Source organism: Streptococcus sp. C150 (assembly GCF_000187445.1).
GTDB classification, from domain to species: domain Bacteria; phylum Bacillota; class Bacilli; order Lactobacillales; family Streptococcaceae; genus Streptococcus; species Streptococcus raffinosi.
The window spans coordinates 131200-157439 of the sequence record NZ_GL698451.1; the positions used below are offsets into that span (position 1 = coordinate 131200).

At 39.5% G+C, this 26240-nt stretch carries 36 protein-coding genes and 1 other RNA gene; 28 read left to right on the forward strand and 9 right to left on the reverse strand.

Annotated features, from left to right (window positions below):
• Window positions 1-38: 38 nt before the first annotated feature.
• Window positions 39-1052: a type I glyceraldehyde-3-phosphate dehydrogenase gene (gene gap, locus HMPREF0848_RS09095; protein WP_008536101.1), complete on the reverse strand. Its 1014-nt coding sequence runs from the start codon at window positions 1050-1052 to the stop codon at window positions 39-41.
• 316 nt (window positions 1053-1368) lie between these two features.
• Window positions 1369-1848: an RrF2 family transcriptional regulator gene (locus HMPREF0848_RS09100; RefSeq protein ID WP_002887448.1), complete on the reverse strand. Its 480-nt coding sequence runs from the start codon at window positions 1846-1848 to the stop codon at window positions 1369-1371.
• Between the two features lie 192 nt (window positions 1849-2040).
• Here HMPREF0848_RS09100 and HMPREF0848_RS09105 point away from each other — a divergent pair, with 192 nt between their 5' ends.
• The 14 genes from HMPREF0848_RS09105 (at window position 2041) to HMPREF0848_RS09170 (ending at window position 11518) form a co-directional block, all read left to right on the forward strand.
• On the forward strand, window positions 2041-2943 hold the full coding sequence (locus HMPREF0848_RS09105) for a DMT family transporter (protein WP_002887447.1): 903 nt from the start codon (window positions 2041-2043) through the stop codon (window positions 2941-2943).
• A gap of 305 nt (window positions 2944-3248) precedes the next feature.
• A complete protein-coding gene (gene comGA, locus HMPREF0848_RS09110) occupies window positions 3249-4190 on the forward strand; it encodes a competence type IV pilus ATPase ComGA (RefSeq protein WP_008536104.1) in 942 nt (313 codons plus the stop codon).
• Window positions 4072-5172: a competence type IV pilus assembly protein ComGB gene (comGB, locus tag HMPREF0848_RS09115; protein ID WP_156781001.1), complete on the forward strand. Its 1101-nt coding sequence runs from the start codon at window positions 4072-4074 to the stop codon at window positions 5170-5172. Before comGA ends, comGB begins: the two co-directional genes overlap by 119 nt.
• 8 nt (window positions 5173-5180) lie before the next feature.
• Entirely contained in the window at window positions 5181-5495 is a 315-nt protein-coding gene (gene comGC / locus HMPREF0848_RS09120; RefSeq protein WP_037609465.1) for a competence type IV pilus major pilin ComGC, read from the forward strand.
• Window positions 5455-5883 carry a competence type IV pilus minor pilin ComGD gene (gene comGD, locus HMPREF0848_RS09125; protein WP_008536109.1) on the forward strand — a complete coding sequence of 143 codons (429 nt, stop codon included), beginning with the start codon at window positions 5455-5457 and terminating at the stop codon, window positions 5881-5883. The genes comGC and comGD overlap by 41 nt, the downstream gene beginning before the upstream one ends.
• Window positions 5855-6145, forward strand: a complete 291-nt coding sequence (gene comGE, locus HMPREF0848_RS09130) for a competence type IV pilus minor pilin ComGE (protein ID WP_008536111.1) — start codon at window positions 5855-5857, stop codon at window positions 6143-6145. Before comGD ends, comGE begins: the two co-directional genes overlap by 29 nt.
• Complete coding sequence (comGF, locus tag HMPREF0848_RS09135) at window positions 6132-6569, forward strand: competence type IV pilus minor pilin ComGF (RefSeq protein WP_021152629.1); 438 nt, start codon at window positions 6132-6134, stop codon at window positions 6567-6569. The genes comGE and comGF overlap by 14 nt, the downstream gene beginning before the upstream one ends.
• Complete coding sequence (gene comGG / locus HMPREF0848_RS09140; protein WP_008536113.1) at window positions 6547-6864, forward strand: competence type IV pilus minor pilin ComGG; 318 nt, start codon at window positions 6547-6549, stop codon at window positions 6862-6864. Before comGF ends, comGG begins: the two co-directional genes overlap by 23 nt.
• A 44-nt stretch (window positions 6865-6908) precedes the next feature.
• The gene (locus HMPREF0848_RS09145; protein WP_008536115.1) at window positions 6909-7865 is read left to right on the forward strand and encodes a class I SAM-dependent methyltransferase; all 957 of its coding nucleotides are present in this window, start codon (window positions 6909-6911) and stop codon (window positions 7863-7865) included.
• A 56-nt stretch (window positions 7866-7921) separates the two neighbouring features.
• Window positions 7922-9115, forward strand: a complete 1194-nt coding sequence (locus tag HMPREF0848_RS09150) for an acetate kinase (protein ID WP_008536116.1) — start codon at window positions 7922-7924, stop codon at window positions 9113-9115.
• Window positions 9116-9360: 245 nt separating this feature from the next.
• A complete protein-coding gene (locus tag HMPREF0848_RS09155; RefSeq protein ID WP_021146567.1) occupies window positions 9361-9558 on the forward strand; it encodes a helix-turn-helix transcriptional regulator in 198 nt (65 codons plus the stop codon).
• Between the two features lie 11 nt (window positions 9559-9569).
• On the forward strand, window positions 9570-10226 hold the full coding sequence (locus tag HMPREF0848_RS09160) for a CPBP family intramembrane glutamic endopeptidase (RefSeq protein WP_037609445.1): 657 nt from the start codon (window positions 9570-9572) through the stop codon (window positions 10224-10226).
• A 73-nt stretch (window positions 10227-10299) separates the two neighbouring features.
• The gene (locus tag HMPREF0848_RS09165; protein WP_008536123.1) at window positions 10300-10743 is read left to right on the forward strand and encodes a hypothetical protein; all 444 of its coding nucleotides are present in this window, start codon (window positions 10300-10302) and stop codon (window positions 10741-10743) included.
• Window positions 10744-10855: 112 nt separating this feature from the next.
• The gene (locus HMPREF0848_RS09170; protein ID WP_008536126.1) at window positions 10856-11518 is read left to right on the forward strand and encodes a CPBP family intramembrane glutamic endopeptidase; all 663 of its coding nucleotides are present in this window, start codon (window positions 10856-10858) and stop codon (window positions 11516-11518) included.
• 26 nt (window positions 11519-11544) lie between these two features.
• On the opposite strand, the gene proC is transcribed toward HMPREF0848_RS09170, so the two are convergent.
• The gene (proC, locus tag HMPREF0848_RS09175; RefSeq protein WP_008536128.1) at window positions 11545-12315 is read right to left on the reverse strand and encodes a pyrroline-5-carboxylate reductase; all 771 of its coding nucleotides are present in this window, start codon (window positions 12313-12315) and stop codon (window positions 11545-11547) included.
• Between the two features lie 15 nt (window positions 12316-12330).
• The gene (pepA, locus tag HMPREF0848_RS09180; protein ID WP_008536130.1) at window positions 12331-13398 is read right to left on the reverse strand and encodes a glutamyl aminopeptidase; all 1068 of its coding nucleotides are present in this window, start codon (window positions 13396-13398) and stop codon (window positions 12331-12333) included.
• A 99-nt stretch (window positions 13399-13497) separates the two neighbouring features.
• On the opposite strand from pepA, the gene HMPREF0848_RS09185 reads away from it, so the two are divergent.
• The 7 genes from HMPREF0848_RS09185 (at window position 13498) to tadA (ending at window position 18086) form a co-directional block, all read left to right on the forward strand.
• On the forward strand, window positions 13498-13782 hold the full coding sequence (locus HMPREF0848_RS09185) for a DUF4651 domain-containing protein (RefSeq protein ID WP_008536131.1): 285 nt from the start codon (window positions 13498-13500) through the stop codon (window positions 13780-13782).
• Entirely contained in the window at window positions 13779-14093 is a 315-nt protein-coding gene (locus HMPREF0848_RS09190) for a thioredoxin family protein (RefSeq protein ID WP_008536132.1), read from the forward strand. Before HMPREF0848_RS09185 ends, HMPREF0848_RS09190 begins: the two co-directional genes overlap by 4 nt.
• Window positions 14094-14102: 9 nt before the next feature.
• A complete protein-coding gene (gene ytpR, locus HMPREF0848_RS09195; protein WP_008536133.1) occupies window positions 14103-14726 on the forward strand; it encodes a YtpR family tRNA-binding protein in 624 nt (207 codons plus the stop codon).
• A 137-nt stretch (window positions 14727-14863) separates the two neighbouring features.
• The gene (locus tag HMPREF0848_RS09200) at window positions 14864-15895 is read left to right on the forward strand and encodes a YeeE/YedE family protein (RefSeq protein WP_008536134.1); all 1032 of its coding nucleotides are present in this window, start codon (window positions 14864-14866) and stop codon (window positions 15893-15895) included.
• Window positions 15896-15909: 14 nt separating this feature from the next.
• Complete coding sequence (locus tag HMPREF0848_RS09205) at window positions 15910-16137, forward strand: sulfurtransferase TusA family protein (protein ID WP_002887422.1); 228 nt, start codon at window positions 15910-15912, stop codon at window positions 16135-16137.
• A 206-nt stretch (window positions 16138-16343) separates the two neighbouring features.
• A complete protein-coding gene (locus tag HMPREF0848_RS09210; RefSeq protein ID WP_002888680.1) occupies window positions 16344-16736 on the forward strand; it encodes a single-stranded DNA-binding protein in 393 nt (130 codons plus the stop codon).
• 831 nt (window positions 16737-17567) lie between these two features.
• Entirely contained in the window at window positions 17568-18086 is a 519-nt protein-coding gene (gene tadA, locus HMPREF0848_RS09215; protein WP_008536135.1) for a tRNA adenosine(34) deaminase TadA, read from the forward strand.
• Between the two features lie 78 nt (window positions 18087-18164).
• Here tadA and HMPREF0848_RS09220 read toward each other — a convergent pair whose 3' ends face one another.
• The 3 genes from HMPREF0848_RS09220 to HMPREF0848_RS09230 are packed head-to-tail and all read right to left on the reverse strand — an operon-like array spanning window position 18165 to window position 18834.
• Window positions 18165-18428: a hypothetical protein gene (locus HMPREF0848_RS09220; RefSeq protein WP_037609448.1), complete on the reverse strand. Its 264-nt coding sequence runs from the start codon at window positions 18426-18428 to the stop codon at window positions 18165-18167.
• A gap of 53 nt (window positions 18429-18481) precedes the next feature.
• On the reverse strand, window positions 18482-18649 hold the full coding sequence (locus HMPREF0848_RS09225; RefSeq protein WP_008536136.1) for a class IIb bacteriocin, lactobin A/cerein 7B family: 168 nt from the start codon (window positions 18647-18649) through the stop codon (window positions 18482-18484).
• A gap of 20 nt (window positions 18650-18669) precedes the next feature.
• A complete protein-coding gene (locus HMPREF0848_RS09230) occupies window positions 18670-18834 on the reverse strand; it encodes a class IIb bacteriocin, lactobin A/cerein 7B family (RefSeq protein ID WP_008536137.1) in 165 nt (54 codons plus the stop codon).
• Between the two features lie 309 nt (window positions 18835-19143).
• Here HMPREF0848_RS09230 and ffs point away from each other — a divergent pair.
• The 7 genes from ffs (at window position 19144) to HMPREF0848_RS09260 (ending at window position 24204) form a co-directional block, all read left to right on the forward strand.
• An RNA gene (gene ffs / locus HMPREF0848_RS10545) (signal recognition particle sRNA small type) lies at window positions 19144-19240 on the forward strand.
• A gap of 8 nt (window positions 19241-19248) precedes the next feature.
• Window positions 19249-20082 carry a putative RNA methyltransferase gene (locus tag HMPREF0848_RS09235; RefSeq protein ID WP_008536138.1) on the forward strand — a complete coding sequence of 278 codons (834 nt, stop codon included), beginning with the start codon at window positions 19249-19251 and terminating at the stop codon, window positions 20080-20082.
• Window positions 20083-20200: 118 nt separating this feature from the next.
• Complete coding sequence (locus HMPREF0848_RS09240; RefSeq protein ID WP_037609470.1) at window positions 20201-20953, forward strand: HAD family hydrolase; 753 nt, start codon at window positions 20201-20203, stop codon at window positions 20951-20953.
• An 85-nt stretch (window positions 20954-21038) separates the two neighbouring features.
• Entirely contained in the window at window positions 21039-21737 is a 699-nt protein-coding gene (gene dapD, locus HMPREF0848_RS09245; RefSeq protein WP_002886999.1) for a 2,3,4,5-tetrahydropyridine-2,6-dicarboxylate N-acetyltransferase, read from the forward strand.
• A 73-nt stretch (window positions 21738-21810) separates the two neighbouring features.
• Window positions 21811-22944 carry an N-acetyldiaminopimelate deacetylase gene (locus tag HMPREF0848_RS09250; RefSeq protein ID WP_008536143.1) on the forward strand — a complete coding sequence of 378 codons (1134 nt, stop codon included), beginning with the start codon at window positions 21811-21813 and terminating at the stop codon, window positions 22942-22944.
• Between the two features lie 67 nt (window positions 22945-23011).
• Window positions 23012-23539, forward strand: a complete 528-nt coding sequence (locus HMPREF0848_RS09255; protein WP_008536145.1) for a 5-formyltetrahydrofolate cyclo-ligase — start codon at window positions 23012-23014, stop codon at window positions 23537-23539.
• Window positions 23530-24204, forward strand: a complete 675-nt coding sequence (locus HMPREF0848_RS09260) for a rhomboid family intramembrane serine protease (protein ID WP_008536148.1) — start codon at window positions 23530-23532, stop codon at window positions 24202-24204. Before HMPREF0848_RS09255 ends, HMPREF0848_RS09260 begins: the two co-directional genes overlap by 10 nt.
• 43 nt (window positions 24205-24247) lie before the next feature.
• Here HMPREF0848_RS09260 and galU read toward each other — a convergent pair whose 3' ends face one another.
• Together galU and HMPREF0848_RS09270 are read right to left on the reverse strand one after the other, a co-directional pair.
• The gene (gene galU / locus HMPREF0848_RS09265; RefSeq protein WP_002888695.1) at window positions 24248-25162 is read right to left on the reverse strand and encodes a UTP--glucose-1-phosphate uridylyltransferase GalU; all 915 of its coding nucleotides are present in this window, start codon (window positions 25160-25162) and stop codon (window positions 24248-24250) included.
• 18 nt (window positions 25163-25180) lie between these two features.
• Window positions 25181-26203, reverse strand: coding sequence for an NAD(P)H-dependent glycerol-3-phosphate dehydrogenase (locus HMPREF0848_RS09270; RefSeq protein WP_002888697.1), 1023 nt, complete (start codon window positions 26201-26203; stop codon window positions 25181-25183).
• Window positions 26204-26240 lie beyond the last annotated feature (37 nt).

Genomic DNA, 26240 nt, shown 5'->3' on the forward strand with positions numbered 1-26240 from the left:
AACATCTTCGCTGCTTTTTATTGATTCTTACTATTCAATTATTTGGAAATATTAGAAAAATATTCTAGGGTGCGGATTAATTGAGCTGTGAAACTCATTTCATTATCGTACCAAGCTACAGTCTTAACAAGATAGTTTTTTCCATCTGTAGTAACTTCTGTTTGAGTTGCATCGAAGATTGAACCATGGGTGTCACCGATAATATCACTAGAGACAATGAAATCCTCATTATAGGCAAAACTTTCATTTTGTGCGGCTTTCATTGCAGCATTTACCTCTTCGACAGTGACGGGTGTTTTTACGAGACTAACTAGTTCTGTCAGAGAGCCAGTAGGAGTTGCCACACGTTGTGCATGGCCTTTTAGCAAACCATCTAATTCTGGAATAACTAGCCCAATAGCTTTGGCAGCACCAGATGAAGTTGGAACCGTATTTACTGCGGCTGCTCTCGCACGTCGTAAATCTCCTTTGCGATGAGGAGCATCAAGAGTCATTTGATCTCCAGTATAGCTATGAATTGTTGTCATAGTACCAACTAGAATTCCGAATTTTTTATTTAAAGTGTCAGCCATAGGAGCTAGGCAATTTGTTGTACATGAACCTGGTGAAATTACTGTTTCTTCACCAGTCAAGGTTTTATGATTGACATTAAATACAACAGTTTTTACATCATTTCCACCTGGTGCTGTGATGATTACCTTCTTTGCCCCACCATTTTTATGGAGATGTTTTTCTGCTTTTTCTTTCGTTGCAAAGAAGCCTGTTGCTTCTAGCACAATATCTACACCAGATGAAGCCCAATCAATTTTTTCAGGATCAGGCTCACTAGTTACTTTGATAAACTTGTCATTAATAACAAAACCATCTTCTTTAACATCAATTGTTCCCTTAAATTTTCCTTGAGTGCTATCATATTTTAAAAGATGAGCTAACATTTTTGAATCAGTTAAATCATTAACGTGGGTAACTTCTATGTTATCGAGTGTTTGAATACGACGTAATGCCAAGCGACCAATTCGACCAAATCCATTAATTCCGACTTTAACTACCATTTTAGTGGTCCTCCTTTATAGTATTTATACAACTTGGATTTTATTAAAAATCAGCTGTAAAACTCGCTATAACCTTATTAAAACTCTCTAGTCTATTATAGAAACTATCACTTTATAATCAGTATCTAGCACTAAATTTTTAGTAGAAATATTTCTCAAACTATAGTTAGAAAAGTTTCATAAGAATTTGCTGTTTTCATCTAGATGAAGTGTACAATATATATTACGATAAAGAAGATATATTATATCTTCAAATAAAATATAAAACAAATGGAGATTTTTGTCAAGAATTTATAAAAAGTTGAAGATTTATTCTTCAACTTTTTTGATGTTTGTTAATCCAATTTCGAATATCAGTTAAATCGTAGTTCATTTCAGCTTGAAATGCAACTTGACTGAGAGTGATAGAAATTAATGTGGAAACTAGTGTGTTTTCAATGACATCAAGTGAATTAGTGACAACACATTTTTTAGCTCTTGAACCTTCCTCGTCTCCTAAAAATTTTTTTAGGAGGTTTTGACTTTCAAAGATTCTATTTTTCCCCTCGATTGCAACAAAGACATCATAAAAACTGATTTTACTCAGAGGTTTGGAGAGGGCTATTCCTCCATTTTTTCCTCGAACTGATTTCACTAACCCCTCGTTATCTAATAGCTTAATAATTTTTTTTAAATAAGAATCTGAAACTCCCAGTCGTTCACTCAAGAAAACAGAATTGATATATTTTCCTTCTGGTAGTTGATCTAGCATGAGTAAAACATAGATAGATTGCTCCCATCCTGATGATAAACGCATCTTAGCACCTCCGTATAAAAGATAAGTTTCATTCAAAGTAACAGTATAGACTTTTTTTTTATTTTTCTCAATACGCAATAAAGTAAAATATCATTTTAGGATTTTTGATAAATATCTTGACAATTCAATTTTATTGACTATAATAAAAGACAAAAAATACCATAAATATCTTTTAATAAGGATGTGCTATAAATGAAGAAAAATTCTGACATTATTTTTGTTATTTCTATTCTACTTACAACTATTTTTATGGGCTCCTCTTTTCCAACAGGAAAGTATCTAATAGCGGTTGAAAATACTCCACCATTATTGATTGGAGGTGTAAGATTTATTATTGCGGGAGTAATAATGCTTGGCTTAACAATTATAAATAGAAACTGCTTTTCTATTATTCCTAAAAGTGGAGAAAGTAAATTAAGAGGACTTGCTCTTGTAGCAACTATTGGGTTGTTGCAAACTGCGGGAACTATGGGTTTTCTTAATCTTGCTTTAGCTTATGGTGTTTCGTCCTCAATGTCTTCAATTATTTTATTTACGAATCCCCTTTGGTTAGCACTTTTAGCTCACTTTTTTCTTAAAGATAAACTCACATTTAAGAAAGTTAGTGCTTTACTATTAGGAATTGCAGGAGTTTCAACTTGTATTGGATTGGATAGTACAGCATTTAATTTTGGTTCTCTATTTGCTTTACTAGGTTCATTTTGTTGGTCTATTAATACGATTATTACCAAAAAAGTTCCATTTGATAATGGTCCGTGGGTTTTTACAGGATGGCAACTGTTGCTTGGTGGGGTATTTCTTTATTTGTTTTCATTGCCTTTACATGAAGGTTATGATTTCTTGAACTTGGGCTTATGGGGTTGGATTTGGTTTGTATGGTTAATTATACCTGCCTCTGTTGGTTCGTTTGGATTATGGTTTTTTAGTTTAGGACAAAAAGGAGCAACGGTGGCTAGTAGTTTTTTGTTTTTAGTTCCTGTATTTTCAACTATCTTTTCAATTATAGGGTTGCATGAAAAATTTTCTTTAAATTTGTTGATAGGTGGTGTCATGGTAGTATCTGCTCTAGTTTTGGTAAATTGGAAATACAAATAATGATGGAGTGATTTATGGAAGTTGGAAATGAAATTTTTATTCGAGATGAAGGCTTTTGGTTTGGAGCTTTCCAAAAGGTATAGGTTGATTTATATTGATATTAAAGTAATTAAATATATATGTTATTAGAGATTATAATTTGACGTAAGATACCTAAATTCCCAAATTGTTTGGAATTTGGATGTATTGACTAATTAATAGCTTCATGACATGAAAAGAGGAATTTGCACTGATTTTAGAGTTAATCCTCTTTTTTTTTAGTCCTTTTTACAATCTTTTGCGAATAGGACTATGAGGAGGTCCTTATGGTAACAGAATTTGCTAAGGAAATGATCAAAAATGCTGATAGTTGTGGGGCTCAAGACATCTATATTATTCCACGTCAGGATAATTACGAGCTCTATATGCGAATTGGGCAAGAGAGGAGATTGATTGATGTATATCGGCCTGATTTCATGGCTAGTCTTATTGGTCACTTTAAATTTGTGGCAGGAATGATGGTAGGTGAGAAACGTAGGAGTCAATTGGGCTCTTGTGACTATGATTGTGGTGATGGTCACTTGGTTTCTCTGCGTTTATCAACTGTTGGAGACTATCGAGGCTTGGAAAGCCTGGTTATTCGTGTTCTTCATTCCGAACGAAGAGAGTTAACGTACTGGAATCAAGGAATTCAGCCAATTGTGGATGCATTGGATTATCGAGGTTTGTACCTTTTTGCAGGTCCTGTGGGTTCTGGGAAGACGACGCTTATGCATGCCTTGGTACAGGAGCGTTTTAAGGGGCAACAGGTGATTTCAATTGAGGATCCTGTAGAGATTAAACAGGATAATGTCTTGCAGCTCCAGGTTAATCAGGCGATTGACATGACCTATGATAATTTGATTAAGCTATCTCTTCGTCATCGTCCGGATGTTCTGATTATTGGAGAAATTCGGGATAGAGAGACTGCCCGAGCCGTTATTAGGGCTAGTCTGACAGGAGTGACTGTTCTTTCAACCATTCACGCCAAGAGTGTGGCCGGTGTTTATGAACGCCTCCTGGACCTTGGTGTAGACAAGTCTGAATTGGATAATGCGCTTCAAGGTATTGCCTATATGCGTTTGATAAAGGGAGGAGGGGTGATTGATTTTGCCAAAGAAAGTTTCCAAAACCATTCGTCAACCAGCTGGAACCAGCAACTGGAAGACTTGGTTAAACAGGGACATCTCACTGAAAGGGATATCCAAGGGGAGAAAATTAAAGATTAACCAACAAGTCAAGGTTATTCAGCTTTTCAAACAACTCTTGAAGGCAGGATTCACCCTAACTGAAATTGTGGCTTTCTTGGAGCGCAGTCATTTGTTGAAAGAATCCTCATTATCTCTTATGAAAGAGAGTTTAATGCGAGGTGAGAGATTGGACCAGATGTTTGCATCAGTGGGCTTTTCGGATAATATTGTCACTCAGATTGCACTTGCTGACAAGCATGGAGATCTTTTAGGGAGCTTGACTAAGATTGAAACCTATATGCTTCGCATGACCAAGGTTCGTAAGAAACTCATGGAAGTGGCGACTTATCCTATCTTGCTTTTGGGGTTCCTGATTTTGATTATGTTGGGACTCAAAAATTATCTTTTACCACAACTTTTAGAAGGTGATGGTAAGGATAACTGGGCAGTACAACTGGTTCAAATGTTTCCTCAGTTGTTCTTTGTGAGTTTGTTTGGATTCCTTGTGTTAGGGATTCTCCTCTATGTCTGGGTGAAACGCCAGTCAGCTCTTGTTTTTTATAGGCGAATAGCCAAAATCCCATTTATTGGTCAGACAGTAAGGCTTTACACGACAGCCTATTATGCTAGGGAGTGGGGAAATCTATTAGGTCAAGGCGTTGACTTGCTAGATTTAGTGGCTCTTATGCAAGAGCAAAAATCCAAGCTCTTTCGTGAGCTGGGGACCGATTTGGAAGAAGCCTTGATGCTGGGGCAGAGTTTCCCTGAACGTATTGCCAGTCATCCGTTTTTCACTGAGGAGCTCTCCCTAATTATTGCTTATGGGGAGGCTAATGCGAGGTTGGGATATGAGCTTGAAGTCTATGCTGAAGAGGTTTGGCAGACCTTCTTTAACCGTCTTAATAAGGCGACAACCTTTGTACAACCCCTCATTTTTATTATTGTTGCTGTCGTGATTGTAATGATCTATGCAGCCATGTTATTACCGATGTATCAAAATATGGAAGGAATGATGTCATGAAATTGATGTTGAAAAAATTGAATGCCGTTAAGTTACGTGCTTTTACTCTGATTGAAATGCTGGTCGTGTTGCTCATTATCAGTATTCTTCTTTTGCTCTTTGTTCCTAACTTGAGTAAGCAAAAGGATTCTGTAAAAGAAACTGGAAATGCAGCTGTCGTCAAAGTTGTGGATTCTCAAGCAGAACTCTATGAAATGAAAAATAACAAGACAGCTAGTTTAGCAGCTCTTGTTTCATCAGGTCAAATTACACAAAAACAGGCAGATTCATACAATGATTATTATGCGAAACATGGTGGTGAAAGCCGCTCAGTTGCCAATTAGGGCCTTCACCTTGTTGGAAAGCTTGGTGACATTAGCAGTCGTTGCTTTTCTTACTCTGAGTTTGTCAGGGTCAGTGACGGGTATTTTTCAGCAAGTCGAGACTAATCTTTTTTATCTACGCTTTGAGTATCTGTACCGGGATAGTCAGCGCTTGGCAGCAGCGGAAGGGACTAACATTGAATTGCAGCTGACTAAGGATAAGATTAGTAATGGAAGAACCAGTCTCTCTATTCCTGAAAACATTCATCTGGATAAGGGGCAGACCCTAGTATTTGATGCTAAAGGAGGCAATTCTAGTCTTAGTAAGATTCGTTTCTCAAGTAACAAGGAGGTGGTGACTTATCAGCTTAACATGGGCAGTGGAAAATATAAAAAGACGGTCTCTTAGAGGCTATATTCTCATCGAAAGTTTGGTAGCCATGGCCGTTTTAGTGCTTGTCAGTAGCCTCATCTTAGAGCAAATTAACACTAATCGTAGGTTAATGGCTAAGAATCTTCATCAACAAGAGGTCTTGAGTGTGGCAACTATGGCCGTCCAGACCAAACAGGATCAGTTGACCTTAAATGGCATCACGGTAACAGTGAAACGTAGCAAGCAAGGCATCACAGTTTATGAATCAGGAAAGGAAATTACTCATGTCTCTAAATAGTAAGGTTCGCGCCTTTACCCTTTTGGAATGTCTGGTAGCCTTACTGGTTATAGCTGGTTCTGTCCAAGTATATCAAGGCTTAACCACCGTTCTGGTGAGCAATGTTAAACAGGTAAGACAACAAGAAAATCAAGATTGGCTTCTGTTTGTCCAACAAATGGAGGCAGAGTTAGAAGGTTGTCAGTTGGTTAAAGTAGAAGGCAACAAGCTTTATGTCAAGCAGGATAATCAAGACTTGGCATTTGGTATCTCAAATGCTTCTGATTTTCGAAAAACTAACGCCGATGGTCGAGGCTATCAACCCATGCTTTTCGGTTTAAAATCTAGTACAATCAGTCAAAAAAATCAGATAGTCACCATTGAAGTTATTCTTAAAAATGGTCTGCAAAGGAGTTTCGTTTATGCTTTTGAAAAAACAAGTTAGGGGAGGTGTTCTCCTCTATTCCCTTTTTATGGCTGGCATTTTTACACTTCTTCTTCAGGTTTATTTGGATAGGGTAGTTGCTAGCTCTAGACAAAATCAAGCACAAACAGTAGCTAGTCAGAGTCGACTTATGGCAGAAATGACGGTGGATTTGGCTGATAAGGAGTCGGGTTCTTTTAGTTTTGCTCAGGGAAATACGACTTATGAGGTAAAAGACAAGAAGATGATTATTAGAGTTGAGAATGAAGGACACACCAAGACCTATCACTATGTGAAGAAAGAGGACCAGAAATAGCAATTCTCCCCCCTTTTTGATATGATAGAGGGACGGAGGAAATCATGAATTTTGAAGCAATTGAGACAGCTTTTGCGCTGTTGTTAGAAAATGTCCAAACCATTGAAAATGATCTTGGGACCCATGCTTACGATGCCCTTATCGAGCAAAATTCCTATTATTTGGGGGCTGACGTTGATAACGAACTTATCATCAAAAATAACGAGAAATTACGTGCCCTTAATCTAAGTAAAGAGGAGTGGCGTCGAGCCTTTCAGTTTTTGTTTATCAAACTAGGGCAGTTGGAAGCCTTACAAGCCAATCACCAATTTACACCAGATGCTATTGGATTTATCATTCTTTACCTACTTGAGGGTTTGACTAAGGACAATCAATTAGATGTCTTGGAGATTGGTTCAGGTACAGGTAACTTGGCAGAGACTCTTTTAAATAATAGTCACAAAAACCTTAATTATATGGGGATGGAAGTTGACGATTTGCTTATTGATTTGTCAGCCAGTATTGCGGATGTAGTGAACTCAAAAGCGGTTTACATTCAAGAAGACGCAGTTCGCCCCCATATCCTCAAAGAAAGCGATGTTATTATCAGTGACCTTCCAGTAGGTTACTACCCTAATGATGAAATTGCGAGTCGTTTCAAGGTGGCAGCAACTGGTGAACACACTTATGCCCATCATCTTCTTATGGAGCAATCGCTTAAGTACTTGAAGAAAGACGGTATTGCTATTCTTTTGGCACCAACTAATCTTTTAACGAGTCCACAAAGTGATTTGCTTAAGAAGTGGCTATCAGGATATGCTGATATTATTGCTGTAATCACTCTTCCTGAAGCAGCTTTTGGCAATAAACACAATATGAAGTCTATCTTTGTGCTTAAAAAGCAAACAGAAAATGCTCCAGAGACCTTTGTTTATCCACTTAGTGATTTACAAAATCCAGAGATTCTCAAAGATTTTACTGAGAATTTCCAAAAATGGAAATCAGACAATTCCATTTTATAAAAAAACATGATAAAATAAGACTATATTACTGAAAGCGTTTTACAAAGAGGTGACTTATGACAAAAACAATCGCAATCAATGCAGGAAGTTCAAGTTTGAAATGGCAATTGTATGAAATGCCATCTGAAGTTGTACTTGCCAAAGGGTTGATTGAGCGTATCGGATTAAAAGACTCTATTTCAACAGTTAAGTTTGATAATGATTCTGAAACGCAGATTTTAGATATTACCGATCATGTTCAGGCTGTAAAAATCGTACTTGATGATTTGATTCGTTTTAATATCATCAAGAATTATGATGAAATCACAGGTGTAGGTCATCGAGTGGTTGCTGGTGGTGAGTATTTCAAAGAATCAAGTTTGGTAGATGATGAAGCATTAGCGAAAATCGAAGAATTGTCTGCTTTGGCTCCACTTCATAATCCTGGCGCAGCCTCAGGGATTCGTGCCTTTAAGGAGCTCCTCCCAGATATTACCAGTGTTGCTGTTTTTGACACAGCCTTCCATACATCTATGCCAGAAGTGGCTTACCGTTATCCAGTGCCTAATCGTTATTATACAGACTATCAAGTTCGTAAATACGGAGCACACGGAACAAGCCACCAATATGTTTCTCAAGAAGCAGCTAAGCTACTAGGAAAACCTATTGAAGAAACTAAGATTATCACAGCCCATGTCGGAAATGGTGTTTCAATTACTGCCGTGGACGGTGGTAAATCAGTAGACACGTCAATGGGATTGACACCACTTGGTGGGGTTATGATGGGAACACGTACTGGGGATCTTGACCCTGCGATTATTCCATTCATCATTGACCGTGAGCCTGATATGGCCGATGCTGAACGTATTCGTCATGTCTTTAATAAAGAATCAGGACTCCTTGGTATCTCTGAAAGATCAAGTGATATGCGTGATATCATTGCTGGTAAAAATGAAGGAGATGAAAAATGTATTTTAGCCTACAATCTTTATGTAGATCGTTTGCGTAAATACATTGCTCAATACTTTGGTGTATTGAACGGAGCAGATGCCATTGTCTTTACGGCAGGTATCGGTGAAAATTCTGCAGAAGTTCGTTCTTCAATTTTAGATGGTTTGACTTGGTTTGGTATTGAAGTGGATCCTGAAAAGAATGTCTTTGGACATGTTGGCGATATTACAACAGCAGAGTCACCTGTTAAAGTTTTTGTCATCCCAACAGATGAAGAATTGGTGATTGCGCGTGATGTTGAGCGCCTTAAATCTAAATAAGTTATCAAAAAATTGATAAGACCAGAAAAGTTGGCTGAGTGATTGGCCAGCTTTTTTGAGTACTCGGAAAGAATTATTCGCCTATATCCGGATATGTCATTCGATAAGTAAAGAAAACTTTACAAAAAATGTAAAATAGACTTTACAAAATATGTTAAGTGAACTATACTATAGATGTGAAGTTAACTTAACAAAGAGATGGGAGTTTAACTATTTGAGAATAAACTATAAGGTTGAGGCATCATATGGAAACAAAGATTCAGGAACTTCGCAAGGCTAATAAGATTAGTCAGGCAGAGTTAGCAGATGAGATGGGAGTCACGAGGCAGACCATCATTTCACTCGAAAAAGGTCGCTATAATGCGTCCTTGGAACTAGCTTTTAAAATTGCTAGGTATTTTGGAAAGACTATTGAAGAAGTCTTTCTTTTTGAGGAAGATTAAGGAGAAAAAATATGTTTAAACAAGTAATGAAGAAAATTGGTGTTATTTTTTTAGCGCTCACTCTACTAATCTTAGATTTAACACTATTAGGTGCTTTCCCGCTACTTACTCAGGATGGTAAGTTTTCACTTGTGGAGCAAATAGGTTACGGTGTTTGGGCATTAGGGAGTTTGGCTATTTTTATCGTGATTGCTTATAGATTTAAACTCTTATCGCTTAAAGAGATTAATTGGAGACGTCTCGTTGCGATTGCTTCTCTTAATCTCGTCATCTTTTTCCTAGGTGATCTTCTAGGGTATTTTGTTGGTCAGTTAACACACAATGCGACTATGGAAAATCAAGATGCTTTAAATGATATCTTTGCCCACGTACCATTCTATCTTTACCTAGTAGTCGCCGGTTTTATTATTCCAATTATGGAAGAAATCATTTTTAGGGGACTCTTAGCCAAGGTGCTCTTTGGAAAATACTTTAAGACGGGTCTTGTTATTTCGAGTCTTCTCTTTATGGCTGGTCACTCAGCATTTACGCTTCAGACAATTATCATCTATGGTATTATGTCAGCTGGTCTTGCGATAACATATTATAAGACTAAGCGTATCGAGTACAGCATGGGTGTTCATATTTTAAACAATAGCATAAGTGTACTACTCAGCCTTTTTATGTAAGGTGAATGTTTAAAGTTATCATTGAAAAATTTTATATTGCTCTTTTAAAGGATAATGAAAGGAATGTTAAGATATGTTATTAAAAACGTTAGGAAAGAGAAAAACAGAATCAGAGTATAAAAGATACATAGCCCGAGTAGCATGTTCTTTCTTTTCTTTGGGTATTTTGGGATTATTTATTGTTCGCTCTAACAGTCTTAGTGATTTTGCACTAGGATTAGTAGTGGGGGTTACCATTGCGAGTTATGCCCTGTCGATTTATTATTTTGTAGCGCTTAGGCATTCGAAACGTCTTCACCAGATGTACATTGCTACCTACGATGAGAGAAATAAACAGATTTTGCAGGTGACAGCAGTTGCAACACTGGTTCTGGAGTTTTTGCTTATCTTTGCTTTAATCGCCTTATATGCCTTTGTCAATATTCAGTTGCCCTATGTTACAGTCTTATCTATCTTGCTCTATGGCTTAGTATTGGGATTTGCCCTTATTCGTCTCATTCTATCTAAAATAGGATAAGAGTCCTTCATCTTTTCAAGATTGAATCTCTTATTTTTACGGTGTCTTGTCAAATTAGTTTAATTGTATTATAATAAAGGTACAAAATAACAATAAAAAGAGGTAGCTTCTTATGAACAAAGAGTCCATTTTAAAACGCTTTCTTTATTTCTTACTGGCTTTCCTAATTTTGTGTATTGAACAGACTCCAACCATATTTGTTCGTGTTAAAGATGTGAGGGCAGTTAGTCTCCTAATTTTGGTTATGCTACTCATTAGTGCAGGAGCTCTTTTCTTGGGCAAACGTATGGGTCTTCTTGAGGGCTTTAGGGCGCTGTCTTCCATGAAGGCATGGGGAATGATTGGCCTGACCTACCTAGGTATTTACATTGTCACTGGGCTTGGTGCAATGGTCATGATGTGGGAAGGTGTTAGTAGCAGCACTAACCAGGCAGCCATAGAAAATGCCCATATGAATCCCTTTGTTCTTATAACAATTACAGTGATTATGGCACCGATTGTGGAAGAGTTGGTTTTTAGAGGGCTTCTTATGGGACGGGTCTTTAATCCAGATTCTATTGTTGGTTTGATTCTAAGTGGTTTACTCTTTGGCCTTGTTCATACGCCTAATAGTATGGGTGTCTGGATTATATATGGAGGTATGGGCCTTGTCCTTGCAACTGTTTATCGTGTATCTAAGAAGCTAGAATATAGTATCATGGCTCATATGATTAACAATAGTATTGCGGTTTCAATGATGTTACTCCTACAATTGTTAGCGCCATATATCAAATAAAGCTCGTAATTTTCCGAGCTTTTTTCTTATAGTTTTTTAGCTTTAGCAATGGTTGTATCAATACTTGAAACCACACTATGGGTGAGGCCTGTACGCTCAAGGTCCATGAGGCCGGCGATAGTGGTCCCACCAGGGCTACAAACCTTGTCAATAAGATCATGTGGGCTGTCGCTACCAAGACTAAGGTTTTCAGCAGTAGCTAGAACTGTCTGTGTGGCAATGGTCAGAGCGACCTGCTTACTTAGGCCATTTTTGACGCCAGCCTTGGCTAGTGCCTCGATAAAAAGGGCAATGTAGGCCGGGCTTGAACCAGCTAGGGCAGTAAAGGTATCAAAGTCCTTTTCAGCCAATTCGACAGTGGTTCCAAAACTGTCTGTGATTTCCTTGGCAACTGCCAAAAGGTCCTCGGATACCTTATCGTTGGTACAAAGACCAGTAGTGCTCTTAAGAATCTGAGCATTAAGGTTAGGCATGATACGAATAAGAGGAAGGTCTGGACTGGTGAGTGAAGCGAGGCGTTTCAAGGTCACTCCAGCAGCCATGCTCATGATAGGTTGACGGAAGTTGAGGCCAGCTAGTACCTTATCAAACATTTGGGGTTTGATACCTAGGATGACCAAATCAGCCTTATCCAACAATTCCTGATGGGAAGCAGCTGCTTCAACCTCTAATTCCTCTGCAATTTGGCGTGAACGAGCCAAGGAAGACCCTGAAATAATAATACGATGTGAGCTTGTGTTTAGGCCGTTGATAATGGCTGTTGCCATCTTTCCAACGCCGATAAAACCAATAATCATGGGTTACTCCTTGTCTTAGTAGTTCTTAATCAAATCCACTGTTGAACGATCCAACTTCTTAACAATGGCTTGTAAAAAGGCTTGTGCTTCTAGGAAGTCATCCAAAGCATAAAGGGTTTGGTGTGAGTGGATGTAACGGGCACAAACGCCGATGGTTGTTGATGGAACACCAGCATTCTGCAAGTGAGCGGCACCAGCATCAGTACCGCCTGCAGCACAGTAGTATTGGTATTTGACACCAGCTTCTTCAGCAGTAGTCAAAAGGAAATCCTTCATATTTGGCAGCATGATATGTCCTGGGTCGAAGAAACGAATAAGGGTACCGTCGCCTACCTTACCTTGATTACCATAGATATCACCTGCAGGAGAGCAGTCTACCGCAAAGAAGAGCTCAGGATTAAATTTTGTGGTTGAAACATGGGCACCACGTAAACCGACTTCTTCTTGAACGTTAGCCCCAGCGATTAGAGTATTGTTGAGTTCTTGGTTTTTGACATTTTCCAAGAGTTCACGAATCATGAGGACACCATAACGGTTATCCCAGGCTTTAGAAATCACGTTTTTTTGATTGGCTGTGAGAATAGTTTCTGATTGAGGAATGATGACATCACCCGGGAAAACACCATAGGCATTAGCTTCTTCTTGGTTGGCAAAACCAGCATCAAAGACGATATCAGAGACACTAGGAAGACTTGCAGCGCCACCGCTAGCACGTAAGAAATGAGGTGGTACTGAACCTGAGATGACAGGATAGACATGACCGTCACGTGTGTGTAGGGTAAAGCGTTGAGAGCTGACAACCAGTGGGTTCCAGCCACCAAGTTCGACGACACGGAAAGTCCCGTCTGCCTTGATTTCCTTAATCATAAAGCCGACTTCGTCCATGTGGGCAGCCACAAGCACCTTAGGGGTATTTTCTGCCTGACTGTACTTAATACCGAAAATACCGCCGAGGCCATCTGTTTGCACCTCATCTACGAGTGGCGTGATAGTTTTGCGAAGGTAGTTGCGTACAGGAGCCTCAAATCCTGAAGTAGCACCAAGCTCGGTGACTTCCTTAATTTTGTCAAATAGAGTAGTCATAAAATCCTCCTTGAGTAGTACATGCTACTATTTTAGCACGATTTTCAAGAGATAGGTAGCCTCTCCCCATTCCTCTAAAAATATGGTAAAATGTTTCATATGAAACGTAAAACATTAGCTTTGTTTGCTGGCGGGCTAGGAGCTTTAAGTCTCTTGGCAATGGCAGAAAAGCAGAGACGCTCACATGTAGAAGCAAAGAATACCGTATTAATTCAAAATATTAGACAAGAACTATCACATTTAGGGACTGTTGCCGTTCTCTATACGAATCCTACTGATAAGGAAAATCCAGGGCTTACGGGAGGTATCGTATTAGAAGATGGGCGGACTTATCGTTTTGTCTATGCTGATGATGTCTTGACTTATGAGGAGGAGCAGGCATGATTATTCCGAAGAATCTCGAAGAACTTGCAGGTTATGTTGACAGTGACCAAAAAGTGGTCTTCTTTTTCACTGCTGATTGGTGTCCAGACTGCCAGTTTATCTATCCCGTTATGTCTGATATTGAGGCTGCCCATCCAGATATGACCTTTGTGCGTGTTAACCGTGATGATTATATGGCTTTGGCGCAAACTTGGAATATTTTTGGTATCCCAAGTTTTGTTGTGACTCAGAAAGGTCAAGAATTGGGGCGCTTGGTCAATAAAGCTCGTAAAACCAAAGAAGAAATCAATGCCTTTTTGGCAACAGTATAAGGAGAACCCATGATTTTTGCATACAATAAAGAACAAGTTGGCGACGTTTTGTTGGTTATCTTGGAAGATACTAAGGACATTAAACGTAGCGTAGAACGTAAAGGTAAAGTGGCGCGTGTCACAGCTGATGAAACAGGCAAGACCCTTGCTTGGAACATTTTTGAAGCATCAAGCCTCATTGATATCAATGGAAATGGTCAAGTTTTCTTGTCAGACCAAGATGTAGCTGTCTTGAACGAGGAATTGGCTAAAGAAGGTTTTGAAGAACGCTTGGAAAACACACAAGGTCCAGTCTTTGTGGTTGGGCAAATTGATGAAATGGTTGCACATCCAGATAGTGACCACCTTAACATCTGCCAAGTGAATATCGGCGATAAGAAGGTCCAAATCGTTGCAGGAGCACCAAACGCAGCGCTTGGTCTTAAAACTATCGTAGCCCTTCCTGGTGCTATGATGCCTAGTGGTGCCCTTATCTTCCCAGGAAAACTTCGTGGTGAAGATAGTTATGGTATGATGTGTGCCCCACGTGAGTTGGCACTTCCAAATGCTCCACAAAAACGTGGTATTATTGAACTTGATGATTCAGCAGTAGTCGGTGAGGCTTTTGATCCAGCCAAACACTGGAAAGGGTAAGTAAGAGAAGAAGCGGTAATAATCCGCTTTTTTTGTTTGTCATAAAGAAAGTTTATAGCTAATCATAAAAAAGAAAGATTATGCAAGCTATAATATTTTTCTTAAAATGTAATCAACATTTACTTTAGGAGGTACCTATGCTTACGACTGTTCTTTCTGGTGGGCTCATTGGTCTGATATTTGGATTTATTTTACAACGAACTCGTTTTTGTTTGACGGGTGGTTTTCGAGACATGTATATTGCACGTAATAATACCTTATTTTACGCTTTCCTTATTGCAATCACAGTGGAAAGTATAGGAGTACTTTTCTTGATTAAATTGGGTATTATTGGAAACCCTTATGAAGACTTTTCCGTGTTAGGAGCGATTGTGGGCTCCTATCTATTTGGTATTGGAATTGTTCTCGCAGGGGGATGTGCCACGGGAACGTGGTATCGTGCTGGAGAAGGGCTCCTGGGTAGTTGGGTTGCACTATTCTTTTATATGACGAGTGCGGCAGCTATGAAATCAGGATTTCTTGTTCCTTTGAATCAATTAATAGCTAAGCACTGGGTAATTAATGATGATTTAGCTGGTCAATTAGGAATTCCAGTTTGGTATCTTCTTATTTTCTTAGTAGTTATAACAAGTTTCTTTGTAATTAGAGAGTTACGTAAGCCCAGACGTCAGATTGCTTCTCTTCCACCAAGATATAAGGGAGTGAGACACTACCTTTTTGAGAAAACTTACCATAAATATTTTGCAGGACTTCTAATAGGTCTTGTTGCTTTAATTGCTTGGCCAGCTAGTCAGCTGACTGGTCGTGTTGGAGGGTTAGGGATTACAACACCATCGGCACATCTAATTAGTTATATTATTACAGGCGATAGTAAGCAACTTGGTTGGGGTGTTTTTCTTGTATTGGGTATTTTTATTGGTTCCTTTCTTGCTGCAAAGGGATCTCAAGAGTTTCGCTGGCGTTTGCCAGACTTGTCAACCATTGGTAAGAGCACACTAGGGGGGATTTTTATGGGAATTGGTGCCTCATGGGCTGGTGGCTGTACAATTGGTAACGGTTTAACAGCTACAGCAATTTTTTCTAGTAAGGGATGGATTGCTTTGCCAGTGACTATTTTAGGTGTTTGGACGGCTTCCTACATTATCTTTGTAAAACCAAACAAAAATTAAGAGGAGAATATAATATGACTTTGGTAAAACTTGAAACTGGTGGATTGGTATGCCCATTCCCATTGATTGATGCGAAGAAGAAAATGGCTGAATTGGCTGTTGGAGATGAGTTGTTGATTGCTTTCGATTGTACGCAAGCAACGGAAAGTATTCCAAACTGGGCTGCAGATAATGATTATCCTGTAACTCGCTTTGACCAAGTCGGTCCTGCTTCTTGGGAAATTGTGGTTCAAAAACGTTGAGTTAGCTAAGCGAGTCGAGAAGATTTAAAGATTCATTGTTGTAATGAAAATATCTGATGGAGTACTATTTCTAGAAAAATAATAACCTTCGAGTAGTAGAGAGATTCGAGTATTAGAAAGGATCTTATCGAGAGAATCTGTAAAACTATTTAAAAATAACCTATTTTTTTACTTCCTCTTACGAATAGATAGGTGGAGGTAAAAAAATGTATAACAAAGTTATTTTGATTGGACGTTTGACAGCGACACCTGAGATGGTTAAGACTGCTAGTGATAGGTCTTTTACACGTGTCACAGTTGCGGTTAATCGGCGCTATAAGGCGCAAAATGGAGAGCGTGAGGCTGACTTTATTACAGTGGTTGTCTGGGGGCGTTTGGCTGAGACCTTAGCCTCTTATGCTAGCAAGGGGAGTTTAATTTCTCTTGATGGTGAGCTTCGTACCCGTAAGTACGATAAGGATGGTCAAACTCATTATGTTACGGAAGTGCTTTGCTCCTCTTTCCAACTTCTTGAGAGTCGTGCCCAACGTGCTGTCAGAGAAAATCAGCCTGAAAATGACTTGGCTGACCTTGTTTTGGAAGAAGAACTTCCCTTCTAGTTTGTCAGTTTACTTGGTCGCTTCTAAAAAATAAATATTCTTTCTTGCCAAAGTTAGAGTATTATTGGATTAAATATTAAACACTTGTAAGACTTAATTAACAGTAAAATTAGATAAGACTTAGAATTATAGGTGATTAATGACCTTGTTAGAGTGGAAAAAATAATTAAAATCGTTGACAAGTGCAATGATAACAAGGGTTCCAGCATTTATAAAATTATTCAAAACGAAGTGTACAATTAACAGTTACTCCTCATTTGTATCATTGTTTTATTACCAATTTTTAAATTAAATGATAGAGGTTTCATGATAAACTATAGGTGGGTAAGGAAAAAGCTATGAAAGTTACCTTTTACTTTTGTAGTAGACATTATTTGTTTGGAAGGAAAGTGTGGAACACCTTAACTAGAACACTGTCCTTGCAATTGTTTGATACAGTTGCGTTTTTGTTATGTGTCTATAGGTTGATATAATGATTTCACAGACAATTGGTTGACATTCCGACTGACATATTAACTAGGATGTTAAGCGGTCATTGACTTTTCGTTAGACTTGGAGAAACACATTGGTGTGACTCCTAAGATTCACCAAACTAATGTGTTTGAAGCTAAGCGGATTCGTCTTAGCTTTTTTTGTCTACTTTGGTAAGGCTACCCTTGCTCAAGCTTTTCTTATGTTATAATAAAAAGAGTTAAGCGAGGGGGGTACGCCAAAACCTTAAAAAGGGTCGGTTGTCTAGAAGCCACCTTTTTTAAAATCATGGAAGACCATCACACTGACATTTTGACTCTGTGGTGATATATGAAAAATCTTGGAACAGGAGTAACATTTATGATTGACTTTACTCAAGAGGAGAAAGACTTTTTCATGTCTGAGGCTCTTAAGGAGGCTCAAAAATCTTTAGATAAGGCAGAAATCCCAATTGGCTGTGTTATTGTTAAGGATGGAGAAATTGTTGGCCGTGGACACAATGCGCGTGAGGAACTTAACCAAGCAATCATGCATGCTGAGGTCATGGCTATTCAGGAGGCAAATAGGACCATTGGTAATTGGCGTTTGCTTGATTGCACTCTTTTCGTCACTATTGAACCTTGCGTAATGTGCAGTGGTGCCATTGGTCTGGCTCGTATTCCTAAAGTTATCTATGGAGCGAGTAATCAAAAATTTGGTGGAGCGGGGAGCCTTTACGATATTCTAAGAGATGAGCGTCTCAATCATCGTGTTGATCTTGAGACTGGTGTTATGGAGAAAGAATGTGCTGAAATCATGCAAAACTTTTTCCGTCAAAGTCGTGAACGAAAGAAAGAAGCTAAACGTCTGGCAAAATTAGAAGCAATACAAGAGATGTAAGCGCAAAATGCAAGCCCTTTTGGGCTTGCATTTTTCAATGGGAAATGAGAGTTTTTGTTTTCTTGAAGACTGTATGAGTTACTCTGTCTTAGCTTTAGGTTTTTCTTTCTCTCTTGTCAAAAGAAAAATGGGGAGGAAGAAGATAAGAGTATTACAAGCAGATTTCAAATTAGTATCAATAATTGGTGTACCCAATCGTACATAAAAGATAAGGTTGATTAGAAGTATCAGAAGTAGGGTAGAGATAATACAAATCAAGGCCCCTTTTACGAGCAGATAATTATTGCGTTTAGACGATTGCTTATTAGTAGTATCGTTTGTTTGATTTCTTGTATCTTTCATAGGTTATCGTCCTCAAAATCTTTGAGATGTCATCATGGTGTAAGCTCTTATTGTTAGTGTGTGAGGTTGTAATAAGTTTTACCAACGGCATAGCTTAGGTCGTAAGTCAGCTTTGCAGCAGCAATCCCGACGGAGATAGCAGCCCAAGGAACCGCCCCACCTGATACACTTTCAAGCTCTTTAAGAGTCATGTTTTGATGTGTTTTGAGTTTATTAATCATTGTTGTTGTCTCTTTTCATCTTATCGTGCAGAATCCTTGTAGCCATTATAAGCGCCAACACATACAAGAGTTCCGATAGGTCCTGAAGCTAGGCAGAGTCCTCCAATAGCGATGTTGGTCTTCCATCCGCCTCCTGTGACTGCAGCTAGGTCTGCAACATTCATTTCTTTAGTCATCTTTGTCATTCTCCTTTTTTATTTTTGGTGAGTTCTTTAATCTCTTAGCCTCTTCACCATGAAGTAAGAGATATTCTAAAATAATTTTCTTCTTTCCATTGAGTTAGCATTGTCACTAGCTTTTGGTCTTTTCCTCAAGCTATGGTTTTATTATAAATAGTGGAGAAATAAAAAAGTAGTGACATAGATGTCACTATGGCCTTAGTTGTGGTGTTAGAAGTTGGTAGTGACCGAAGTTATTTGTAGGGAGGTTTGGAGGATAAGTTTCATTGACAGTATCGGGGGTTCGCTACTTGCAATCACTTCGATTTATGGTATAATATCATTCGGAGCAACATCTGTGCGTGAAGCGGGTCAGGGGAGGAATCCAGCAGCCCTAAGCGATTTCAGGTGTGTGCTCTTTTTTGGTGTCGAGGAGGATTTATGGCCAAATTTAGTGTTTTTAAAGATCAAGAGAGTCTTTTTGCGTGTCCCCTTTGTCAGGCACCAATGCGTTTGGACCAGTCTAGTCTGGTTTGTCAGACCAGGCATACCTTTAATATCGCAAAGCAGGGTTTTGTTAATTTTTTGAGACAGAATAAGGGAGATAAGCACTATGATATGGCTTCTTTTGAAAATAGAAGTCATATTCTGGCAGCGGGCTACTATGATCCTATTCTTGAGGTGATTTCAGAGCGCTTGCGTGACCTTCCTAGACATTCGCATGTTCTAGATGTTGCCTGTGGTGAGGGCTATTATAGCCGTCAGTTGGCTTTAGAGTTTGACAAGGATTTCATGGCCTTTGATTTATCTAAGGACTCCATCCTTCTTGCAGCCCGTCAAAATCCTCAGAAAAACGTGGCCTGGTTCGTTGGTGATTTGGCTAAACTGCCCTTACGTGAGCACAGTATCGATGTGATCTTAGATATTTTTTCGCCAGCTAATTATCAAGAATTTGGACGACTTTTGACTGATCAGGGCTTGATTTTCAAGGTTATTCCTCATGAGGATCATCTTAAAGAGTTTCGCCAATTACTACCAGAGGCGCAGGCTTATTCCAACCAGGATGTTCTGGAGCATTTTCAGGACTCCTGTGAGCTTTTGGAGCGTGTGACGATTTCTAAGACTTGGTCTATGCCAGCAGAGCATGTTCAAGCATTTGCTGAGATGACCCCTCTTTTCTTCCATGTTGATAAAAAAACTTTAGATTTGACTTCAGTAAGGAAGCTAACGGTTGCAGGAGAATTGCTGATTGGTCGTATCAAAAATGATAAGTAATCCTAACGCCGTTGGGATTTTTTTGATGGAGAATATCTTGGTAAGCTTGTTTGGTTTTCTTAAATGGTGTATGATGAGGATTATCAAGAAGAAAAGTTTAGTAACGAGTAAAAAGGCGATGAATAATAACGTTTATAAGAACTATATTTTTGATTTTTATGGAACCTTGGTTGATATATTAACCGATGAGAAAGACCCTATGTTATGGGATAAACTAGGCCAACTGTACCAAGCTTATGGAGCGTATTATAAGGGGAAAGCTCTTAAAAAAGCTTATGCCAAGCGCGTGGGTCAGGCTCGCAAGGACCTAGTGGCTCTAAAAGGAGTTGCTTATCCAGAAATTGACCTAGCTCACATTTTTAACCAGCTTTATGTAGATGCTAGTCTACAGTCTAGTAGACTTCATCAGCCAGAAGGCTGGGGGCAGCTGATAGCTATGGTCTTTCGGGTCTTATCTCGCAAATACTTGATGGCTTATCCTCATACTAAGGAAGTTTTAGCCTTTCTAAAAGAGCAGGGCTGTCGTCTCTATCTCTTGTCCAATGCTCAAGCAGCCTTTACTAACGCTGAGATTGACCTAATGGAGTTAAGAGCTTATTTTGATGCCATTTACTTGTCTTCGGATGCGGGTATCTGTAAGCCTCAACCAGAGTTTTTAAAGCAAGTTTTGATTGATCATAAGTTGAAGCCATCTGAGACTGTCATGGTTGGAAATGATTTGACGACTGATATTGCTGTGGCTGAAGGAGTTGGGATCGATGGTATTTTGCTCAATACCTTTCCTTACTCACGCCGAGAACTGGAGAACTCCCCAATTAAGCCAAACCGAGTGATTACGGATATAGAAGCTTTAAAGATAGGTTTTACATAAAAATACACTCTATTTGGCAAAAGCAAAGACAATTATCAGAATTTTTGGTATAATAATCCCTAACTTTATGTGAATGGAGAATCTCATGACTGCACAAAAAATGTCTGCTCAAGAAATTATCGCTTTTATCGGTAATGCAGAAAAGAAAACGAATGTTAAAGTAACCTTTGAAGGGGAATTGGCAACTGCTGTTCCAGCTTCTGTCACTAAGCTTGGTAATGTTCTTTTCGGAGACTGGAAAGATATCGAACCACTTCTTGCCAACTTGACTGAAAACAAGGACTACGTTGTGGAACAAGATGGCCGTAACTCAGCTGTTCCATTGCTTGATAAACGTCACCTTAATGCACGTATCGAACCAGGTGCTATTATCCGTGACCAAGTAACTATCGAAGATAATGCTGTCGTTATGATGGGGGCTGTTATCAACATCGGTGCTGAAATCGGTGCTGGTACTATGATTGATATGGGGGCTATCCTTGGTGGTCGTGCTACTGTTGGTAAAAACAGCCACATCGGTGCGGGTGCGGTCCTTGCTGGTGTGATTGAACCGGCTTCAGCAGATCCAGTTCGTATCGGTGATAACGTTCTTGTCGGTGCCAATGCTGTTGTTATCGAAGGGGTTCAAGTTGGTAATGGTTCAGTCGTTGCCGCTGGAGCTATCGTTACTCAAGATGTTCCTGAAAATGTCGTTGTAGCTGGTGTTCCAGCTCGCATCATCAAGGAAATTGATGAAAAAACACAACAAAAAACAGCACTTGAAGACGCCTTGCGTAACTTGTAACATATTGATAGTAGAGGCCGTAAGGCCTCTATTTCTAGATTCTCTATTAAATAAGATAAAAAGGAAAATAAAAATGACACTTGATTTAATCAAAATCAGACGAGACCTTCATCAAATTCCAGAAATTGGTTTGGAAGAGTTTAAAACCCAGGCTTATCTCTTAGAGCGTATTGCTGAAATGACTGAGGGTAAGGACTTTGTGGAGCAACGTACTTGGCGTACAGGTATTCTGGTTTATCTCCATGGATATGCTCCTGAAAAAACCATTGGTTGGCGTACAGACATTGACGCTCTTCCGGTTGAAGAGGAAACAGGTCTTCCCTTCAAATCTACTCATGAGGGTCGTATGCATGCCTGTGGTCACGATATTCATATGACGACAGCGCTTGGACTTCTTGACCAAATGGTTGAGGTTCAACCTAAAAATAATATGCTCTTCTTATTCCAGCCAGCTGAGGAAAATGAAGCTGGTGGTATGCTTATGTATGAAGACGGGGCCTTCGGTGATTGGCTACCAGATGAGTTTTATGGCCTTCATGTCCGTCCAGATTTCAAAGTAGGCGACATTGCGACTAATACGAATACCCTTTTTGCAGGAACTTGTGAGGTACTTGTTACTTTCAAAGGCAAAGGAGGACACGCTGCCTTTCCACATGAGGCTAATGATGCCCTTGTAGCAGCTTCTTACTTTATTACCCAAGTTCAAACTATTGTCAGTCGTAATGTTGACCCTATCCAGGGTGGGGTAGTTACCTTTGGTTCTTTCCATGCAGGAACGACCAACAATGTCATCGCTGAAACAGCAGAGGTCTATGGAACTATTCGTACGCTTACGCTAGAAATGGGTCGTCTTATTCAAAAGCGTGTCAGCCAAATCGCAGAGGGTGTGGCAGCTAGCTTTGGTATGGAAGTGGATGTTGTATTGAAACAGGGTGGTTATCTCCCTGTGGAAAACAACCCAGCCTTGGCCAAAGAATTGATGACCTTCTTTGAAGCCAGTCCAGCTGTTAACTTGATTGATTGTTTACCAGCTATGACTGGAGAAGATTTCGGTTATTTGCTTAGTAAGGTTCCAGGTGTCATGTTCTGGTTGGGGATTGATACGCCATATGCCCTTCACCATCCTAAGATGAGTCCAAATGAGGACGCCCTTGCTTTTGGGGTAGCTGAAATCGGTAAGTTCCTTAAATACAAGGCAGAAGCCTAGTGACATTTTACAAAGCTGAAAAACTACCAGGTCTGACTTTTGGTAGCTTTTTTGATATGATAAACCTATGAAAAATGAACTTAGAAAAACTGTTTTGGCTCAGTTGACTTCACAGGAACCTGAGACCAAGGCTAAGTTAGACCAATATCTTTTAGAGCAATTGATTGCCTTACCTGCTTATAAAGAGGCTCAGGTGATTGCTACCTATTTGGCTTTCCCACATGAATACGACACCAGTCTTTTAATCAATCAGGCTTTAAAGGACGGGAAGCGTCTTGTGGTTCCCAAAACCTATAAACAAGGTCGAATGATTTTTGTCGATTACGATCCAGATAATCTTGTTGCAACCTCTTTTGGCTTGATGGAACCTGCGTCTGATTTGGCTGTGGAAAAATCAGAGATTGATTTGATTCATGTGCCAGGGGTAGTTTTCAATGCTGAAGGCTATCGCATTGGTTACGGAGCAGGTTATTATGACCGCTATTTGTCTGACTTTGAAGGGATGACAGTTAGCATGGTTTATCCCTGTCAGGAAAAGGATTTTACCCCAGATAGCCATGACATCGCCGTTAGGGAGGTTATCACATGCAAGTAAATGAATGGAAGAGATACCCTGCTACCTATCTTTTATTAGGGCTAACGACATTGACTTTTGGGTGTCAATATCTTTTAAATGATTTTCAAGCGACAGCACCCCTTAGTCTTTTTAAAATGGGGGCTATGTATGGTGTTTTTGTTCAATATAGTCCCTTAGACCTTTGGCGTTTAGTGACACCAATTTTTGTACATATCGGTCTGGAGCATTTCTTATTTAATATGCTTACCCTTTATTTTATTGGCAAAATGGCTGAGCAAATTTTTGGGACTCTGCGTTTCCTAGGGCTCTATCTGTTAGCTGGTGTTATGGGGAATGCCTTCACCTTGATTTTTACGCCTAATGTTATTGCAGCTGGTGCCTCTACCTCCTTGTTTGGCCTTTTTGCAGCTGTGGTAATACTTGGTTATTATAGTCATAGTCCCTTACTTAATCAGTTGGGACGTAGTTATCTATCTTTAATTGTCGTCAATCTGATTTTCAATCTCTTCACACCTAGTGTTGGGATTACTGGTCACCTAGGAGGCTTGGTTGGAGGTGCTCTAGCAGCTATTTTTTTGGCTAATAAGGTTGAAAGTCGACTTTTTAGTAGAGGTTGGCGCCTGACAGCATTTTTAACTTATATTATTCTTTTAGTGACTATTGTAGGTTTTACCTATCTTTAGATAATATGAAAAATCCATCGAAAATTTTTCGATGGATTTTATATTAGTCTTTTTGCTCAGGTTTGCCTTCGAGTTTGTGTCCCAAGTCAATAAGATATTTTTTAAGGTCTTCCTTAACTTGAGGGTGTTGGAGGGCGTAGTCAATAGAGGTTTTCATGAAACCAAATTTATCTCCTACATCGTAACGTTTACCTGTAAATTCGCGAGCAAAGACACGTTGCGTTTTATTGAGTTTATCAATAGCATCAGTCAATTGGATCTCATTACCTGCACCTGGTTCTTGTGTTTCCAAAATTCCAAAAATCTCAGGTGTCAGAAGGTAACGTCCGATGATAGCAAGGTCACTTGGAGCATCTTCTGGGTTTGGCTTTTCAACGAAAGTTTCCACGCTATAACGGCCATTGTGACCTTCACCATGAGGGGCGATAACACCGTAAGCTGAAACATCTTCGTGTGGTACAGGCATAACCGCAATAGTAGAAGCGTGTGTTTCCTCATAATCATCAATAAGTTGTTTGGTTAATGGAACAGCATTGTCATCAGTAATATCCATTAGATCGTCACCAAGCATAACAACAAATGGTTCGTTACCGACAAAAGCTTTGGCTTGAAGTACAGCATCTCCGAGACCACGTGGGTGACTTTGACGGATAAAATGGAGGTTGATAGCAGTAGTATCATTAACCAATTTTAGCAGGTCTGTCTTACCTTTTTGTTCTAAGTTGTATTCCAACTCAAAGTTTGAGTCAAAATGGTCTTCGATAGATCGTTTTGACTTACCAGTCACGACCAAGATATCTTCGATGCCTGATTTGAGAGCTTCTTCAACGATAAATTGGATAGTTGGTTTATCAACGATTGGTAACATTTCTTTGGCCAAGGCCTTTGTAGCTGGCAAAAAGCGTGTACCAAGTCCTGCAGCAGGGATGACAGCTTTTTTGACTTTTTGATTCTTCATGAGAACTCCTTAGATTATTTATTTTTTATCCCATTCATTTTCAGAGCGCAATTCATTGGACATCATATTGAGAATAGATTCCTTGATGTCAGCACCCTCATAGATGGATTTGTAGATTGCTGTTGTAATTGGCATATAGACATTGAGTTCTTGAGCGATTTCGTAGGCAACCTTAGTAGTTGAAATTCCCTCAATTACCATACCCATGTTACGTTCAATGTCTTCCAGTTTTTCGCCACGACCGAGTGCATCACCAGCACGCCAGTTACGTGAATGAATAGAAGTCCCTGTAACAATAAGATCACCAACCCCAGAAAGACCGCTGTAAGTCAAAGGGTCAGCACCAAGTTTTACACCCAAACGAGTGATTTCTGCGAGACCGCGAGTAATAACGGCTGCCTTAGCATTATCTCCATAGCCCATACCATGAAGGGCGCCGGCACCGACGGCAATAATGTTTTTAAGTGCCCCAGCTGTTTCAACACCAATAACATCTGAATTGGTGTAAAGGCGGAAGTAGTTATTACTGAACATACCTTGAACATAGCGTGCAGTCTCAAGATCTTTTGAGGCCGCTGTAATTAAGGTGATATCGCGAACGATAGTTTCTTCAGCATGGCTTGGACCGGATACGACAACAATGTCACTGCGAAGTTCTGCAGGAATCTCTTCCTCAAGGATAGTTGAGAGGCGTTCGTGTGTTCCTGGCTCCAATCCTTTTGAAGCATGCATGATAACAACTTCATGGTCCAAAAGTTCGGCAACTTGTTTGGCTACCAAACGAGTAACCTTGGTTGGAACAACGAAGAGAATAGCATTAACTCCATCTAAAGCTTGGGAAAGTTCTTTGTAGGCTTTAATGTTTTCATCCAAAACCACATCTTTGAAATAACGGGTGTTGGTATGTTTCTCGTTAATTTCATCAATTTGTTCAGGGATATTTCCCCAAATACGAACCTCGTGTCCGTTGTCATTGAGTACCTGAGCAAGGGCAGTTCCCCAAGAACCTGGGCCCAAGACAGCGATTTTTTGTTTTTTCATCATTAGGTCTCCCTTTAGGTCCTTTCTAACAAAGCAG